Source organism: Flavobacterium sp. KBS0721, from assembly GCF_002007065.3.
GTDB lineage: Bacteria > Bacteroidota > Bacteroidia > Flavobacteriales > Flavobacteriaceae > Flavobacterium > Flavobacterium piscis.
On sequence record NZ_CP042170.1, the window covers coordinates 1,643,376 to 1,658,565 of the forward strand.

13 protein-coding genes are annotated in these 15,190 nt (G+C 31.4%); 5 read left to right on the forward strand and 8 right to left on the reverse strand.

All coding sequences use genetic code 11. The annotated features are described in order from the left end of the window. Positions 1 to 261 precede the first annotated feature (261 nt). From B0M43_RS07320 to B0M43_RS07355, 8 genes are all read right to left on the reverse strand, one after another. Positions 262 to 1,998, reverse strand: coding sequence for a hypothetical protein (locus B0M43_RS07320; RefSeq protein ID WP_078006324.1), 1,737 nt, complete (start codon positions 1,996 to 1,998; stop codon positions 262 to 264). Beyond that, positions 1,986 to 3,224, reverse strand: coding sequence for a DUF4249 domain-containing protein (locus tag B0M43_RS07325; protein ID WP_078006323.1), 1,239 nt, complete (start codon positions 3,222 to 3,224; stop codon positions 1,986 to 1,988). Before B0M43_RS07325 ends, B0M43_RS07320 begins: the two co-directional genes overlap by 13 nt. A 5-nt stretch (positions 3,225 to 3,229) precedes the next feature. Continuing rightward, entirely contained in the window at positions 3,230 to 5,983 is a 2,754-nt protein-coding gene (locus B0M43_RS07330; RefSeq protein WP_078006322.1) for a carboxypeptidase-like regulatory domain-containing protein, read from the reverse strand. A gap of 20 nt (positions 5,984 to 6,003) precedes the next feature. Next, entirely contained in the window at positions 6,004 to 6,723 is a 720-nt protein-coding gene (locus tag B0M43_RS07335; RefSeq protein WP_123921770.1) for a hypothetical protein, read from the reverse strand. 167 nt (positions 6,724 to 6,890) lie between these two features. After that, positions 6,891 to 9,026: a polyribonucleotide nucleotidyltransferase gene (locus B0M43_RS07340; RefSeq protein ID WP_065449243.1), complete on the reverse strand. Its 2,136-nt coding sequence runs from the start codon at positions 9,024 to 9,026 to the stop codon at positions 6,891 to 6,893. 221 nt (positions 9,027 to 9,247) lie between these two features. Continuing rightward, positions 9,248 to 9,514 carry a 30S ribosomal protein S15 gene (gene rpsO / locus B0M43_RS07345; protein WP_041516556.1) on the reverse strand — a complete coding sequence of 89 codons (267 nt, stop codon included), beginning with the start codon at positions 9,512 to 9,514 and terminating at the stop codon, positions 9,248 to 9,250. Positions 9,515 to 9,602: 88 nt separating this feature from the next. Beyond that, complete coding sequence (locus B0M43_RS07350; protein WP_078006320.1) at positions 9,603 to 10,553, reverse strand: energy transducer TonB; 951 nt, start codon at positions 10,551 to 10,553, stop codon at positions 9,603 to 9,605. Positions 10,554 to 10,592: 39 nt separating this feature from the next. Further along, positions 10,593 to 11,048 (reverse strand): GAF domain-containing protein, encoded by a 456-nt coding sequence (locus B0M43_RS07355; protein ID WP_078006319.1) that lies wholly within the window; start codon positions 11,046 to 11,048, stop codon positions 10,593 to 10,595. Positions 11,049 to 11,118: 70 nt separating this feature from the next. On the opposite strand from B0M43_RS07355, the gene xrtF reads away from it, so the two are divergent. From xrtF to B0M43_RS07380, 5 genes are all read left to right on the forward strand, one after another. Next, on the forward strand, positions 11,119 to 11,655 hold the full coding sequence (xrtF, locus tag B0M43_RS07360) for an exosortase family protein XrtF (protein WP_078006318.1): 537 nt from the start codon (positions 11,119 to 11,121) through the stop codon (positions 11,653 to 11,655). Further along, positions 11,645 to 12,091, forward strand: a complete 447-nt coding sequence (locus B0M43_RS07365; protein WP_078006317.1) for an exosortase F system-associated protein — start codon at positions 11,645 to 11,647, stop codon at positions 12,089 to 12,091. The genes xrtF and B0M43_RS07365 overlap by 11 nt, the downstream gene beginning before the upstream one ends. A gap of 46 nt (positions 12,092 to 12,137) precedes the next feature. After that, positions 12,138 to 12,536, forward strand: a complete 399-nt coding sequence (locus tag B0M43_RS07370; protein WP_065449248.1) for a hypothetical protein — start codon at positions 12,138 to 12,140, stop codon at positions 12,534 to 12,536. A gap of 106 nt (positions 12,537 to 12,642) precedes the next feature. Continuing rightward, the gene (locus tag B0M43_RS07375) at positions 12,643 to 14,649 is read left to right on the forward strand and encodes a TonB-dependent siderophore receptor (RefSeq protein WP_078006961.1); all 2,007 of its coding nucleotides are present in this window, start codon (positions 12,643 to 12,645) and stop codon (positions 14,647 to 14,649) included. Positions 14,650 to 14,721: 72 nt separating this feature from the next. Beyond that, positions 14,722 to 15,063: a heavy-metal-associated domain-containing protein gene (locus B0M43_RS07380; protein WP_078006316.1), complete on the forward strand. Its 342-nt coding sequence runs from the start codon at positions 14,722 to 14,724 to the stop codon at positions 15,061 to 15,063. Positions 15,064 to 15,190: the final 127 nt, after the last annotated feature.

The following is a 15,190-nucleotide window of genomic DNA, read 5'->3' on the forward strand; positions in this document are numbered from 1 at the left end:
TAGCAGAATATGCATTAAAAAAAGAGATCGACTTGCGAATTTATCTTTTCAATATAATAATCAATCTTTCTGTTTGCTCTGTTAAAAAAACAAATTTATTATTCTGATTCTCCCATAAGGGACTTTTGTGTGCCAAGTTGTTATCATGCTTATTTAATTCGAAATAAAATTCCCTTCAAGAAGAATAATCTTTTTAATTGATTTAATGTTAGGTATTTTAAACGAAAACCCCAATTCAAACAAATGAATTGGGGTTTTAATTTAATTAGAAATGGTCTCTTTTATATCGATAATCTCTTTTATATACACAGGTTTGCCGCTTGCTGAAAAACCTTCTAAGACTATTTCAAATTTACCAGACACATCTGATGTGTAAAATTGTATAGTTGAGTTTATATTGTTTGAATTAGTATTTGGCAGCCATAAAAGCTGGTGTCTGTAATCTGGGATTCTTGTGTTTTTATTGTTTGTATAATTAGGCTGAAAATATTCTTTTTTGCTAATGGGCCTCAAAATTTCTGGTCTAATTATAAAACTTCCTTTTAAATTAGTATCATAATCACCATTTTTTGTAGCAAAACAAACTATTCCGTTAAATGATTTTGAACCATAATAATAAAGTCCTTTGACTACATTTACTTTGTACAGATTTTTAGGGTTATAAGTAAAAAATTCATTCAAATCTTCAAGAATCAAGCCATCAACTGTAACCAAAGGAGGTAGGCTAGAGTTAAAGTTTTTGTCGTTATCGTAAACAATTAGTTTATATTTTTTGTCTTCTTTTCTAAAAACAACACCCGTTATAATTTCGGTAATGGTTTCTTCCATCGTCGAAAATCTTGTAAAGTCATCAAATTTGTATTCTGTAGTTGAAGAACCAAAAAATGCAACAAATTTATCAGGAGGAATTAGGCTGTCTTTTTTTGCGCTGTAATAAGCATTTTCAACTTGACTGGAAATCAGTCTTTCAGTTATATTTTTATTTGATTCTGAGTTCAATTGAAGATTAGAAAAGGTGAGACTTGAGAAATCTTTTTCTTTTGTTTTGTCAATTTCAATTGTGTAATTTTCTTTATCGTTTTCAAGTACTTGAACTATGATATTTGGTGTTGTATTTGATTTTTCTAAATTAAATGCAAATCGACCTTGCTCATCTGTTTTAGCTAATTTTAAATCGTAGTCTTTTCCAATAATTGATAAAGCCACTTTTTTGTTTTTAATTTCTTCCGAAACAGATTTTAATCTTCCTGTGATAATTTCTCCACGTAATTCCGGAAGTACAAAGTTAAGGTTGTTAACGGTGTTATCAGGAGCTTTATTTTGAATTGCTGTTTGATAATCTCTAAAAGACATCTTTTTTTGTGCCGAAAAACCATCTGCTTTTCTAACCGATACAGTATAATTTCCTTTTCCAAAATCATCAGAAACAGTTTTGATTTTTAGATCAATCAACGCTCTGTTTTCAAACGTTTTGTTTTTAAGTTCAAACGAAATGTTAGCATCCATTATGGGTTCAGAAATTGTGCCTCCATCCTGAGTACTTATGTCAGCTAATTTTTCTTTATAAGGATTTATAATGTAAATATCAGTACTAAAATAATTATCAATAGTTTTATTTAGCATCCAGCTGGTATATCCAATTATTTTATAAGTTCCGGATTCTAAAGTAGTGGGGATAAAAAAATCTCCATTTCCAGTTCCGTTCTCAAGAAAAACTTTCTGTGTGGATATCACTTTTTTATCATTGGCGATAAGCTCAAAATACGCAATCTTACTATACTTTGTAGGTGTATTTGTTGTTTTATCGATACAGAATATCTTGTATAATAAAGTTTCTCCTGTTAAGAATGAATTGGTATTGGTTGTAATAAAAACTGTTTCGTTTAGATTTTTATCAATTTCATTCAGTTCATCAGAGGATGTATTATTCTGAGCAAAGATAATTTGCTGGGAGCTTAATAATAAAGTTATAACTAATAAATGTTTTAATCTATCCAAAATGAAGGTTTTATGTTTGATGAAAAAGTACTGCAATCTCCACATTGTATTGAATACAATAAATAGGATGGGGTTTTATTTGGATAATAGATTTTTATGCCGGTTCGGATAAAATCTAAGATTTCATTTCCTTTACAAACAGAATTGTCAGCGAAACAATAATTATAATAATATTGGTCTATTAATGCCTCCGGAATTTGACTTTCTTCAGGGCAATAATATTGATATTCAGGAATTTTTTCCTTTGGAAAAATGTCTGTAAAATTAAAAAACAATCTTTTTTCAGAATAGGAACTCACATCAAAAAAACCAATTACTTTTTCGCCGGGATTGTCAACAGCCTTAATGTTTCCTGAGAAAAATCCAGGTTGAGTCTGCGACAAAAGGCTTCCGGAACTTGATATGTTTTTTAATGTTTCATAAAATGTGTATGAAGCAAGGCTCTGCACATATTGTTTTACTAATATGCTGTATCTGTTTCTAATGTAATTGTCTGTGCTGCTGATAAATCTTAAAGGAAAATTAATCACTTTATCTGCAGATAAATCATTTGTACTTGTTAGTAATATAGTGTTAGACTTCTGAGATGAAAAGCATATTCTGGCTTCTTTCTCTTTCGATCTTTCCTGAAAAACTATTTCTCCTTTTGGATTAGATCCTGCGGGAAACATTTTTGCAACAGCCTCGATAGAATACCATTTTGGAGCAACAATTTTAGAAGTTTCCTCGTACTCATATCTGTAGTATTTAGATGTATTTGTTGGGTCAGTGCTATTTACTGTTATTTGAACTCCAAGAATGTCATTTTTTGTTACAGGTGTTGCCTGGATGTTTTCTATTGGAGTTTGAGTAGTTAATTTTTCGGTACTGGATATGTATGATTTTCCATTCTTTGTCAGTACATGCAATTGGTATTGTCTGTCTGGATTTGCCTGAAATTGTGCTACTGAAAGATAAGTTCCTTCACCTTCTTCAAATTCATATTTATTGCCGGCATCATCCGTTACATAAACCACTGCTTCTGTTTCAAATTTTGGGGTGCTTTCGGCAAGTGTATAAGTTCTCGACAATTTTATTTCTTGAAATTTATATTCGTTTGTGATTGTTGCCTGTATTACAATAATATCTTCAAAACCATTGGCTTGATAGTTATATGGAGTTGTGCATCCAAAAGCAAATGTGAGCAATATCGTTATAAGAAATCTATAGAGTAAGATTTTTTTCATAATCTTTAAAATTTAAAATTATAAGTAATAGTTGGTATTGGAACTGCAAAAATTGAGGTTTTATAAGCTTTTATCTGTCCCTCTTTTGTTACAAAAAAGATAGAATACGGATTATTTCTGCCTAAGACATTATAAATAGAAATGTTCCAAAAACTATGTGCTAATTTTTTTATTTTGTGATTTCCTTCAATATTCAAGCCAATATCAAGTCTGTAATAATCTGGTATTCGATATTTATTTCGATCGCTGTAAAGTGTATATTCAGCACCATTATAGGTGTATTTTCCAATCGGATAGGTTACCGGTCTTCCGGTTTGATATACAAAATTAGAAGAAAAACTATAGCGATGTGTAAATTTATAATTCATTACAATGCTTACATCATGAGGCTTGTCAAAATTTGATGGAAAATAATCACCGTTATTTACTTTTTCATCATTAAACTTACTGTCAAGTTTTATAAAGGATCTGGCATAAGTATAGCCAATCCATCCATTAAGCCTTCCGTTTGGTTTCTTTAATAAAAATTCTACTCCATATGCTTTTCCTTCACCCTGGAGCAATTCAGTTTCTAAGTCCTGATTCAATATTATATTTGCACCAACTTTATAGTCTAAGATGTTTTTAGATGTTTTGTAATAACCTTCTAGACTTAATTCGATATCATTGTTGTTGAGTTTTTTGAAAAGACCAAGCGAGTATTGCAGACCGCTTTCGGGCTTTACATTCAAATCAGATAATTTCCATGTATCTGTTGGTGCCTGAGTGGAGTTATTTGATAATAAATGGATGTATTGAAAGTTTTTGTCAAACCCGGCTTTTATAAAAAAGGATTCGTCAAAAATATAACGCAAGCCAATTCTGGGTTCGAAACCTCCGGAAGTATTTATAACTTCATTATTTGCATACGTTTTTTCCTCAATTACAGTAGAAGGAGTTAAAGGAACACCATCTTGATACACTTTTTGAATTGATTCTCCTAGAGCCGCATATAACGAATATCGCGCGCCAACATCTAGTAATAACTTTTCACTGATTTGATATTTATCAGAGAAAAATACTGCAGATTCCAATCCTTTTTCGTTATCTACTTTCAGCGGACTTATTAAGGAAGCCGACCCATTTGGTGTCATTTCTCCCGGATTAACTTTATAAAGTTTAGTTTGGATTCCGTAAATAAATTTATGCTTTGGGTTGTATGTTGTATTAAATTTTAGACTGGCTTGAGTTTCGTCTATTTTATATTTAAAAATAAAAGATTCCGGATTAGCTGAATCGTAATTAATATTAAATTTATATTCGCTGTTGGTTAGATTAAATTCGCTGTTCGTTTTTTCACTAAAAGTATGTTTCCATTTCAAGGAAATAAGCCTATTGCTATATTTGTATAAAGAGTCAGGAGTTATATTATAAGAATCTTTACTGTAATAGACAGTTCCTTCAACCGAGTTGTGTTGATTGATTTTGTGATTGTATTTTGCAAATAGATCATAAAAAGAGGCTTCGCTGTTTTTAAGGTCTTCGTTGTCAAGTGTCTTTAAGATCCAATCAGAATAAGTTGCTCTCCCTCCAACTAATAAACTTGCTTTTCCTTTTACAACTGGAATTGAAGCTGTTAGATTGCTTGTTACAGGTCCAATGCCGCCTTCTCCAGAGATTTTTTCTGTATTTCCATTTTTAGAAACGATATCAAAAACAGATGATAATCTTCCTCCAAATTCAGATGGAATTCCACCTTTGTAAATATCTACTTTATTTATTGTGTATGGATTAATAGAAGAGAAAAAACCAAATAAATGGGTAGGGTTATAAAGAGTTGCATTGTCTAGCAGAACTAAGTTTTGGTCTTCTTTTCCTCCGCGAACACTAAATCCAGAAGATCCTTCACCCGCCGTTTTTATTCCCGGAATCGTTAATGCAACCTTAAGTATATCTCTTTCCCCAAGAACCAGTGGAATATTTTTTACACCTTCGGCCTGAATTGTTGTTACTCCAGTTATGGCTGTTCTGATATTTTGACTATTTTTACCTTTTACTAAAACTTCATCAAGCTGATTTATTTTTTCAATTATAGAAAAATCAAGCGTTCCATTACTGTAGATCATTATTTTTCTTGTAGTATTTCTGTAAATTAAAGATTCGACTTCAATTGTACTTATACCTGTTGGAAGTTTTAAGCTGTAAAAACCCGATGCGTCAGTTATAGTGCTTGTATTTGTGTTCTTTTCTTTTACGGTAATATCTGCCAAAGGTTTATTGTCTTTCAAATCTGTGATGTGACCAGAAAGGATATAAAAATCAATGTCAGAATCTGCTTCTTCTTTCCCTATCAATGCAATTGGAGCATCAATAGTTCCAGGTATATTCTTTTTAACTGAATCATATTGTTGAAAGAAAACAGGAGCTTGCGTATTCTTAGAATCTATTGAACTTTTTACAGGATATTTATTGTAAATAATACTGTTTTTGGTGAAAATGATTTTGTTTTTATCAACAAAAAAATTAAGGTCAGTTTCTTTAAAAATTTTAGATAATATTTCTTCTATACTTTTATTTGAATAATCTCCGGAAATTAACACATTCTTGTCAAACCATTCTTCTTGAAAATAAAATGTAAAATTTGTAGAGGTTTCAATTTTCTTTAAAACTTCAATTTGATTAATGTTTTTGTAGTTAATACTAATGGTTGGTTTTTGGTCTTGTGAATACAGTAACTGATTTAAACCCAAAAAAAGTAAAATAATAGTAAAAATTCTCATTATGAATGATTTTCTAGAGATTAAAAATTGTTAATGTATTTCATTAGATTTTTCATAAATAATCCAGGATTATCCTTTTTTAAATCTTTATTCGTAGAAAAGAAATTCTGTATTTTTCTTTTTTGTTCAGGATACAATTTTATGATTTCTTTTTTGTCATTTATCAAAATAAACGTATTGTCTTTTAATAGTAAAAAGTCAGAATTTTGTTTGTAGCTAATTAGAAAATGGTCGTCTTTTATAATATCTCTTTTTTCTTTGTAATATTTAATATAAAGAATGGAGTTGTTTCCTGTTACCGTTTCTTCATAGTAACCGGTTTTTAAACTATGAGGTAATAGTTTTAAGTTGACAAATTTTTGGTTGCCAATTTTAAAAAAGTCAACTTTTTCTTTAAGAAGATTGATTTGAATGTGGGTAGTTTCAATATAAGGTCTAAAAACAAGCTCATCTTTAAAGATGTCATATTTTAAGTCTAAACTAAAGTAGTTTTGATCATTGTAAGATATACTGCCAGTTTTAAATTCATCAGTAATGTAGTAGCGATTTTCATTATCGATTGTTTTGTCAAAATTTAAATGCCCTGTGCCATTATTGAAATCTAATGCTTCTTTTCCGGAATTTTTATCAAACCAATTATAGGTTGAGATTTCTTTGTTATTTTGGCTATTGATATTTAAAATATTTAATAATAATCCAAATAAAATTATAAAATAATGTTTTTTTTGATTTTTTTTCAAAGGATTGGTATTTTTGATGTTTTGGCTTTTGGTCCTCAAAAATATTAAAAAAATCATATAAAACTTATGAAAAAATCTTTTATTTAATGATGTTAAACGAAAAACCCTAATTCATTTTATTGAATTAGGGTTTTCTATGAATAAACCTTTAGTAAACTAAGATCTGATTACTCTTTTTTCTCCTCACGTGGAGGTCTTGGTAAAAGTGCTTTTCTTGACACTTTTTCTTTTCTTGTTTTAGGATCAAGACCTAAATATTTAACCTGAAATACATCTCCCATGTTTACTACATCAGTAACATTTTCTGTACGTTCCCAAGCTAATTCAGATACGTGAAGTAAAACTTCGTTTCCTGGTGCAGCAGTATATTCTACTACAGCTCCAAAATCAAGCATTTTAATTACTTTAACTTCGTAAGCTTCGCCCATTTGAGGTTTGAAAGTAATAGATTGAATTTTAGCTAAAACAGCTTCAATTCCTGCAGGATCTGTACCTAAGATTTCGATAACACCTTGCTCATCAACTTCGTTGATTACAATAGTTGTTCCTGTAGCTTTTTGTAATTCCTGAATTACTTTTCCACCAGGTCCAATTAATGCTCCAATAAAGTTTCCAGGAATAGTTCTGGTGATGATTTTTGGAGAATGCGCTTTAACGTCTGCTCTTGGAGCAGCAATAGTTTCAGTCAGTTTTCCTAAAATATGTAAACGTCCTTCACGTGCTTGCCCTAAAGCCTGCTCCATAATGTCGTAACGTAAACCATCAATTTTAATGTCCATTTGACAAGCTGTAATACCGTCAGCAGTTCCGGTTACTTTAAAGTCCATATCTCCTAAATGATCTTCATCACCTAAAATATCTGATAATACAGCAAATTTCTCACCATCAGTAATCAATCCCATAGCAATTCCAGAAACTGGTTTTACCATTTGAACTCCAGCATCCATCAAAGCCATTGTTCCGGCACAAACTGTTGCCATAGAAGAAGAACCGTTAGATTCTAAAACTTCAGATACAATACGAATTGTGTAAGGACAATCAGCAGGAATCATGTTTTTTAAAGCTCTTTGAGCTAAGTTACCGTGACCAACTTCTCTTCTTGAAGTTCCTCTTAGAGGTTTTGCTTCACCAGTAGAGAAAGGAGGGAAGTTATAGTGTAAGTAGAATTTCTCTTCACCTTGTTCAGATGGAGAATCAATTTGATTCGCTTCTCTTGAAGTTCCTAAAGTTACTGTAGCTAAAGCCTGAGTTTCTCCACGTGTAAATAAAGAAGAACCGTGAACTCTTGGTAAATAATCAGTTTCACACCAGATTGGTCTGATGTCTGTAGTTTTTCTACCATCTAAACGAATACCTAATTCTAATACTACATTGCGAACAGCTTCTTTGTTTGTTTTGTAGAAATATTTAGAAACTAAATCTCCGTCAGCAGCTAATTCTTCTTCAGTAAATAAAGCTTTTACTTCTTCTTTTACTTCAGCAAATGAAGCTGTTCTTTCGTGCTTAGCCGATCCAACTTTTGCAATAGCATAAATTTTATCGTAAGCTGCAGCTTTTACTTTTTTGTAAATTTCTTCGTTTTCTTTCTCACCTTCGTAAGTACGAGTTTCTTTTTTACCAAAAGCAGCTTGTAAACGTAATTGAGCCTGAATTTGAACTTTTATAGCTTCGTGAGCAAATTTGATAGCTTCTACCATTTCTGCTTCTGAGATTTCTTTCATTTCTCCTTCAACCATGGCAACTGAATCCATAGAAGCACCAATCATCATGTCGATGTCAGATTTTGCTAAGTCTTCTCTGCTTGGGTTAATTACAAATTTACCGTCGATACGTGCAACACGTACTTCAGAGATTAAGTTGTAAAAAGGAATATCCGAAACAGCTAATGCAGCAGATGCAGCTAAACCAGCTAAAGCATCAGGCATAACTTCTTCGTCATGAGACATTAATTGAATCATAACTTGTGTTTCAGCGTGGTAATCGTCTGGGAAAAGCGGACGTAAAACACGGTCTACTAATCTCATTGTTAATACTTCGCTATCGCTAGGGCGAGCTTCTCTCTTAAAGAAACCACCTGGAAAACGACCAGCTGCTGCAAATTTTTCGCGATAATCTACCGTTAATGGTAAAAAATCAACATTTGGGTTAGCGCTACGTGCAGATACTGCTGTTGCAAGTATCATCGTGTCGCCCATTCTTACTACTACAGAACCATCAGCTTGTTTGGCTAAACGTCCTGTCTCGATTGTGATGCTTCTGCCATCACCTAAATCGATTTTTTCTACAAATAATTGTGGAATCATAATTTTTCCTTATTGGTTATACAATGGGTTTTAGTTGTGTTGTAGTTGTTGTGTGTGTAGTTGTTGTTAATCTAAAACCCAATGAAAAACCAAACTTTTTTTAATGTCAATATCAATTTCAAAAATCAATATTTATGCGTTTGTAAAGTTAAAAATCTAAAAATCTGATTTTTAATTTAAAATAAAAAAAGAGGCACTTTCGCACCTCTTTCCTATATTGATTATTTTCTGATATTCAATACTTTGATAATCTCACGATATCTGTTGATCTCTTTCTTTTTCAAGTAATCAAGCAACGATCTTCTTTTACCTACTAATAGTACTAATGAACGCTCAGTGTTATAATCATGACGATTTTTTTTCAAGTGCTCAGTTAAGTGACTAATTCTGTAAGTAAACAATGCGATTTGAGCTTCTGCTTTTCCAGTGTTTGTTGCTTCACCGTGTTGTGCAAAAATCTCTTCTTTCTTCTCTTTAGTTAAATACATTCCAATATTATTTAATGATTTTTATGTATGTCATACATCTTTTGTAAGACGGGTGCAAAAATAGAACTTTTTTTTGGAAAAACGAATTTTATCGCCCATTTTTTGTAATTGTGATAGGTAAGGAGTAAAAAGCCCTTTCCGGAATGCCTCTTTTTAAACCCGGATTCCATTTTTTTGAATTCTTAATCACGTTAAGGACGCTTTCGTCTATTCCATAGCCAACACCTTTTAGTATTTTAGGATCAACAAGCGTTCCATCCCTATCTACTATAAAGGTCATGTATATTTTTCCTGTTACATTTCGGGCGTCAGCCGGAATAATAATTGATTTTGCCACATAGCTATAAAAAGATTTTATACCTTTTTGAGGAGTAGGACGCTGTTCGATAGTGGTATATGGATGTTCAATATGTAATGAATCTATACTTACTCCTGAAACGAGCTTGCCGTTTTGATGATTTTCTGAAAAGCTATATTTTGATTTTAGAGATTTTCCTTTCCAAATTCCATCTCGCAAACCATCCTTTACTCTTCCGGCTTCTTCAATAAACTTATCCTTATATTCCATATCCCCATTACCGGAAATTATTTTTTGTTCCTTTTTATCGTTCCAGTAATTATTGAGCTTATAATTGGTTTCGTTGTTTTTATCGGTATAATACTCAAATTCAGACTGTATATTTCCGTTTTCATACCAGTTGAATTCTTTACCTGTTTTTTTATTATCTAAATAATTAACAGTTGATTTTTTGTTGCCATTTTCATAATAGTAAACAAATTGGCCCTGACGTTTAATTATATCTTTATCAGATGAAGCTCCTATCGTTTTTAAAGCTTTAGATTTGTAATATTCTTTAATGATATAGGATTTCTTCTCTGAATAATATTCTTCAACAATTCTAATATACTTATAATTGTCCTCAGTGCTTTCAACCCAGCTAGAGTCCAGATAAATTATTTTACCTGCCGGAATTGCAGTTTGAGAAAATAGTTTTGTAGAAATTGCGAAAAAAAAGAATACGCGTAAAATTAGTTTCATAAATTGGTTTAAAAGTAAAGTTACGCGAATGTATTATTTTTAGTACAATTTAGCAACTTCTTGATTTACAAATTCTAAAAAGCGTTCGTCAGCTTCTGTAAAAGGATCTATAACGTGACTGTCGATATCAATTTGACCAATATTTTGTCCGTTTACAAATAAAGGAACTACGATTTCAGACTTTACCGTAAAACTACAGGCGATATAATTATCTTGAGCTGCAACGTCCGGCACTACAAAATTAGCATTGCTTTCTGCAACTTGTCCGCAAATTCCTTTTCCAAACGGAATTACGGTATGATCTGTTTCTGCGCCTACGTATGGACCCAAATGCAAAGTTTTGGCTTCGTGATTGGCAAAATAAAAACCAACCCAGTTATAGTATTCTACATTTGCATTTAAAAGTTGGCAAATGGCTAATAATTTTTCATCTCTAACTAATTTTGTGTCAGCTACAATAGCACTTATTTTTGGTTCTAATTCCTGAAATGTCATAATCTTAAAATTTTATACAAAAGTATTTAAAGCTAATCTCAAAAATACATAAATTTGAAAAAAAATTCTGTTGAAAAAATACCTCATTCAATTTAAGCCTTTCCTTATATTTATAAGCACTTTTTTTGCTGCTTATATTGTACTTACATTAATTTATAAATTATATCTCAATACTTTTGAAGCAATTGATGTTGATGGGATAACAAACATTGTAGGTAAAAATGTGGCGCAATTAATGGATTTATTTAATTGTGATATCAAAATTTATAAAAGCATTACCGATTCATGGTTAGAGGTTTGGTATAATAAAAAATATCTTGTTCGAATTGTTGAAGGTTGTAATGCTGTGAGCGTTATTATTTTGTTTGTTGCTTTTGTAATTGCTTTTTCAGGCAAACTTAAAACAACACTACTTTATATATTATTTGGTATTTTGTTTATTTATGCTCTCAATGTTATTCGAATCGCTTTGCTGGTTGTGCTGTTGTTTTATTTTCCGCAGTATAATCATTTTTTACATGGCACTTTATTTCCGCTAATTATTTATGGTGCAGTTTTTATTTTGTGGATTATTTGGGTAAATAAATTTTCAAAATATGCTAAATAAATTACTTCAAAATAAAACTAAAATTCTAATTGCAATCTTTATTATATTGTGTTTCGGGATAATACGGACTTTTGAAAGCAAATTGTTTTATGATCCTTTTTTGGTTTATTTTGAATCTGATTTTAAAGATGCACCTTTCCCTCAAATAGATTCTTTTAAACTTTTTTCAGGGCTTTTGTTGCGTTACTTATTAAATGCTGTTTTGTCGCTAATTCTTATTTATGTATTGTTTCAGGAAGTTGATATTTTGAAGTTTAGCTTATTTTTGTATGCATTTTTTTTGATATTGCTTTTAGGGATGTTTGTCGTAATAATTAATTATTTTGAGGATTGGAACTGGCTTCTTTTTTATGTAAGAAGATTTATTATTCAGCCCATCTTTGTATTGTTATTTATACCCGCATTTTATTATCAGCAGCAAAATCTTAAAAAATAACATTTCATTAGATCTTTTTTTAACTCTTTTTAGGTAGTTTTGCATCATGAATTTAAAAAAGTGCACAGGATTATTTTTAGCGTTCCTATTGTTGGTTTCCAACATTGGGTTTGCTTTTGATGTGCATTATTGCGGTGGCGAAATCGCTTCTGTTTCATTAAATACTTCAGTTACTGCATCGCCCGAAAAAAAATGTTGTGGTGCATCTGAAAAAAAATCTTCCTGTTGTAAAGACAAAGTAGTTCATTTTGAGAAAAAATCTGATAATGCTACTATTAAGTTTTTCTTTTTTCAATTTGCTTTTCCGGCTGTAATTCAGGAATTTAAACCAGTTGCTTTTTTATCAATTCCAAATTTTAAAAGCAATCAGATTATTTCGTATTATTCTGATGCGAATGCACCCCCTTTATTTAAGCTGTATAGCCAATATATTTTTTATTCCTGATTTTAATGTTTAGAATCAAGCCTTTTATGGTTTGTACTATGCTGTTTTTTATTTAGAAAAAATTCTACAAAACAGCCTTTTTCTAATTACATTAAAATCTTTTTTTATGAAAAAAAATATCATGCTTTTGGGTATGGTTTTACTTTCTGTTGCCGCTTTTTCGCAAGAAGATCTGGAGGAAGTAAAAATCACCAAAAAGCAAAAAGGAATTAAAAAATCCTATACTCTTACTGCCAATACAAGTGTTATTACAAGCAAAGAATTACTTAAAGCCGCCTGCTGTAATCTGGCTGAAAGTTTTGAGACAAACCCATCAATCGATGTGAACTTTTCTGATGCTTTAACCGGGACGAAGCAAATAAAAATGCTGGGTCTAACGAGTCCTTATTTAATGATTACCGAAGAAAATATTCCTTCGGTTCGTGGGGCTTCTCAGGCTTACGGATTATCATTTACGCCTGGAACCTGGATCGAAAGTGTCCAGATTACCAAAGGTGCCGGAAGCGTTATCAATGGTTACGAAAGTATTTCGGGCCAAATCAATACAGAACTTTTAAAACCTCTAAACGACATTCCGTTCTTTTTGAATATTTACGGTTCTACCGATGCGCGTTTTGAGGTAAATACTCATTTTAATAGAAAATTGTCAGACAAATGGGCGACAAGTTTGTTTGTGCACGGAAATGCCCGTGTTGCTAAAAACGACATGAACGATGATGGATTTCTGGATAATCCGCTAGGGAAACAAATTAATGTTTTAAACCGTTATCAATATTATAATCCCGAAAGTGGTTTGGTTAGTTTTATTAATTTCAGATACATGAATGATAAAAAACAAACCGGAGAAGTTGATTTTGATAAAGACAGAGATCGTGGAACAACCAATTATTGGTGGTCAGAAATCAATACAGAACGTTTTGATGTTTCTACAAAAATTGGCTATGTTTTTAAAGATATGCCTTATCAAAGTATAGGATTTCAAAATGCTTTTAACAGTCATAACCAAAACTCCTATTTTGGTTTGAACTTGTATGATATTAAGCAGAATAGCTTTTATTCGAATTTAATTTTTAATTCGATTATCAATAATACCATGCACAAGTTCTCAACCGGTTTAAATTTTACCTATGATCAGTATCAGGAATTCGTAAATGTGAATGACTACAGCAGAATTGATAATTCGGTAGGGGCATTCTTTGAATATACTTACGACAATACCGATAATTTCAGTTTAATTTTAGGAGGAAGGGTAGACAATCATAATCGTTTGGGCTTTTTTGTGACACCTCGTTTGCATATGAGATATAATCCTTGGAAAGATGGAGTAATTCGTTTTTCTACAGGAAGAGGAAAACGTTCTGCGAATATTTTTGCAGAGAACCAGCAGCTTTTTGCTAGTTCAAGAACGTTCTCTATTTTAGACACAAACGGAAAGATTTACGGACTGAATCCGGAAATTGCCTGGAATTATGGTGTGAGTTTTTCTCAGAAGTTCAAACTTTTTAATAAAAATGCCGAAGCCGGATTTGATTTCTATCGTACCGATTTTCAAAATCAGGCCGTTGTAGATTTAATGCAAAGTCCGCAGGAAGTTTCTTTTTACAATCTTAAAGGAAGCTCTTTTGCGAATAGTTTGCAGGTAGAGTTTAACTATGAACTGATTCATAATTTGAATCTTAGAACGGCGTATAAATATTATGACATTCAAACCGATTATTTAACAGGCAATTTTCAACGTCCGTTACAGGCCAAGCACCGTTTTTTAGGAAACCTGGAATACGAAACAAATTTAAACGATGGTAAACAATGGAAGTTTGATTATACTTTTAACTGGTCAGGAAAACAGCAATTGCCTTACACAGCATCGAATCCTGTAGCAGATCAGTTTCCTGATTTTTCGCCTTCATATGCGGTTATGAATGTTCAGGTTACAAGAGTTGTTTCTCCTGTTTTAGAAGTCTATGTTGGTGGAGAAAACATAGGGAATTATAAACAACAAAAAGCAATTTTAGGTTCTGAAGATCCTTTTGGTCCTAACTTTGATGCTTCTATTGCATATGCACCAATTTTTGGACAAATGTATTATGCAGGATTACGATTTAAAATAAAATAAATTCAATATCAAAAAACAAATTCAATAATAAATTCAAAAGTTAATTTTAATAACAATAAATAATAGATAAAAATGAAAAATATAATTTTAATTGCATTAGTAACTTTTTTAGGATTTTCAGCTCAGGCTCAAACTAAAAAAAATAAGAATTTAAAATATACTACAGAGGTAAACGGTAATTGTGAGCAATGCAAAAAACGAATCGAAAAAGCAGCTTTTGCTGTTCCTGGTGTTAAGTCGGCAACATGGGATATTAGTTCACATCAGCTTGCCGTGATTTTAAATGAAGAAAAGTCATCTCCTGAAGATTTAAATAAAGCGATTGCTAAAGTAGGGCATGATACTAAGGATGTTAAAGCAACAGATATTGATTATGAAAATTTACATTCTTGCTGCAAGTATGTAAGAGAATAATTATCTTACGAGCCCAAGTGTAAACTTGGGCTTTTAAATAGTTAATTTATCTTTAAAATATAGCAATTTATTGGTGTTGAAGCAAATTATTGTTAATTTCACGAACTTATAAATATAACCAAAAGCA

Coding starts and splice junctions, on each gene's coding strand:
- B0M43_RS07325 (WP_078006323.1), bottom strand. CDS start 3,224: ATGAAAAAAATCTTACTCTATAGATTTCTTATAACGATATTGCTCACA.
- B0M43_RS07330 (WP_078006322.1), bottom strand. CDS start 5,983: ATGAGAATTTTTACTATTATTTTACTTTTTTTGGGTTTAAATCAGTTA.
- B0M43_RS07340 (WP_065449243.1), bottom strand. CDS start 9,026: ATGATTCCACAATTATTTGTAGAAAAAATCGATTTAGGTGATGGCAGA.
- rpsO (WP_041516556.1), bottom strand. CDS start 9,514: ATGTATTTAACTAAAGAGAAGAAAGAAGAGATTTTTGCACAACACGGT.
- B0M43_RS07350 (WP_078006320.1), bottom strand. CDS start 10,553: ATGAAACTAATTTTACGCGTATTCTTTTTTTTCGCAATTTCTACAAAA.
- B0M43_RS07355 (WP_078006319.1), bottom strand. CDS start 11,048: ATGACATTTCAGGAATTAGAACCAAAAATAAGTGCTATTGTAGCTGAC.
- B0M43_RS07365 (WP_078006317.1), top strand. CDS start 11,645: ATGCTAAATAAATTACTTCAAAATAAAACTAAAATTCTAATTGCAATC.
- B0M43_RS07370 (WP_065449248.1), top strand. CDS start 12,138: ATGAATTTAAAAAAGTGCACAGGATTATTTTTAGCGTTCCTATTGTTG.
- B0M43_RS07375 (WP_078006961.1), top strand. CDS start 12,643: ATGAAAAAAAATATCATGCTTTTGGGTATGGTTTTACTTTCTGTTGCC.
- B0M43_RS07380 (WP_078006316.1), top strand. CDS start 14,722: ATGAAAAATATAATTTTAATTGCATTAGTAACTTTTTTAGGATTTTCA.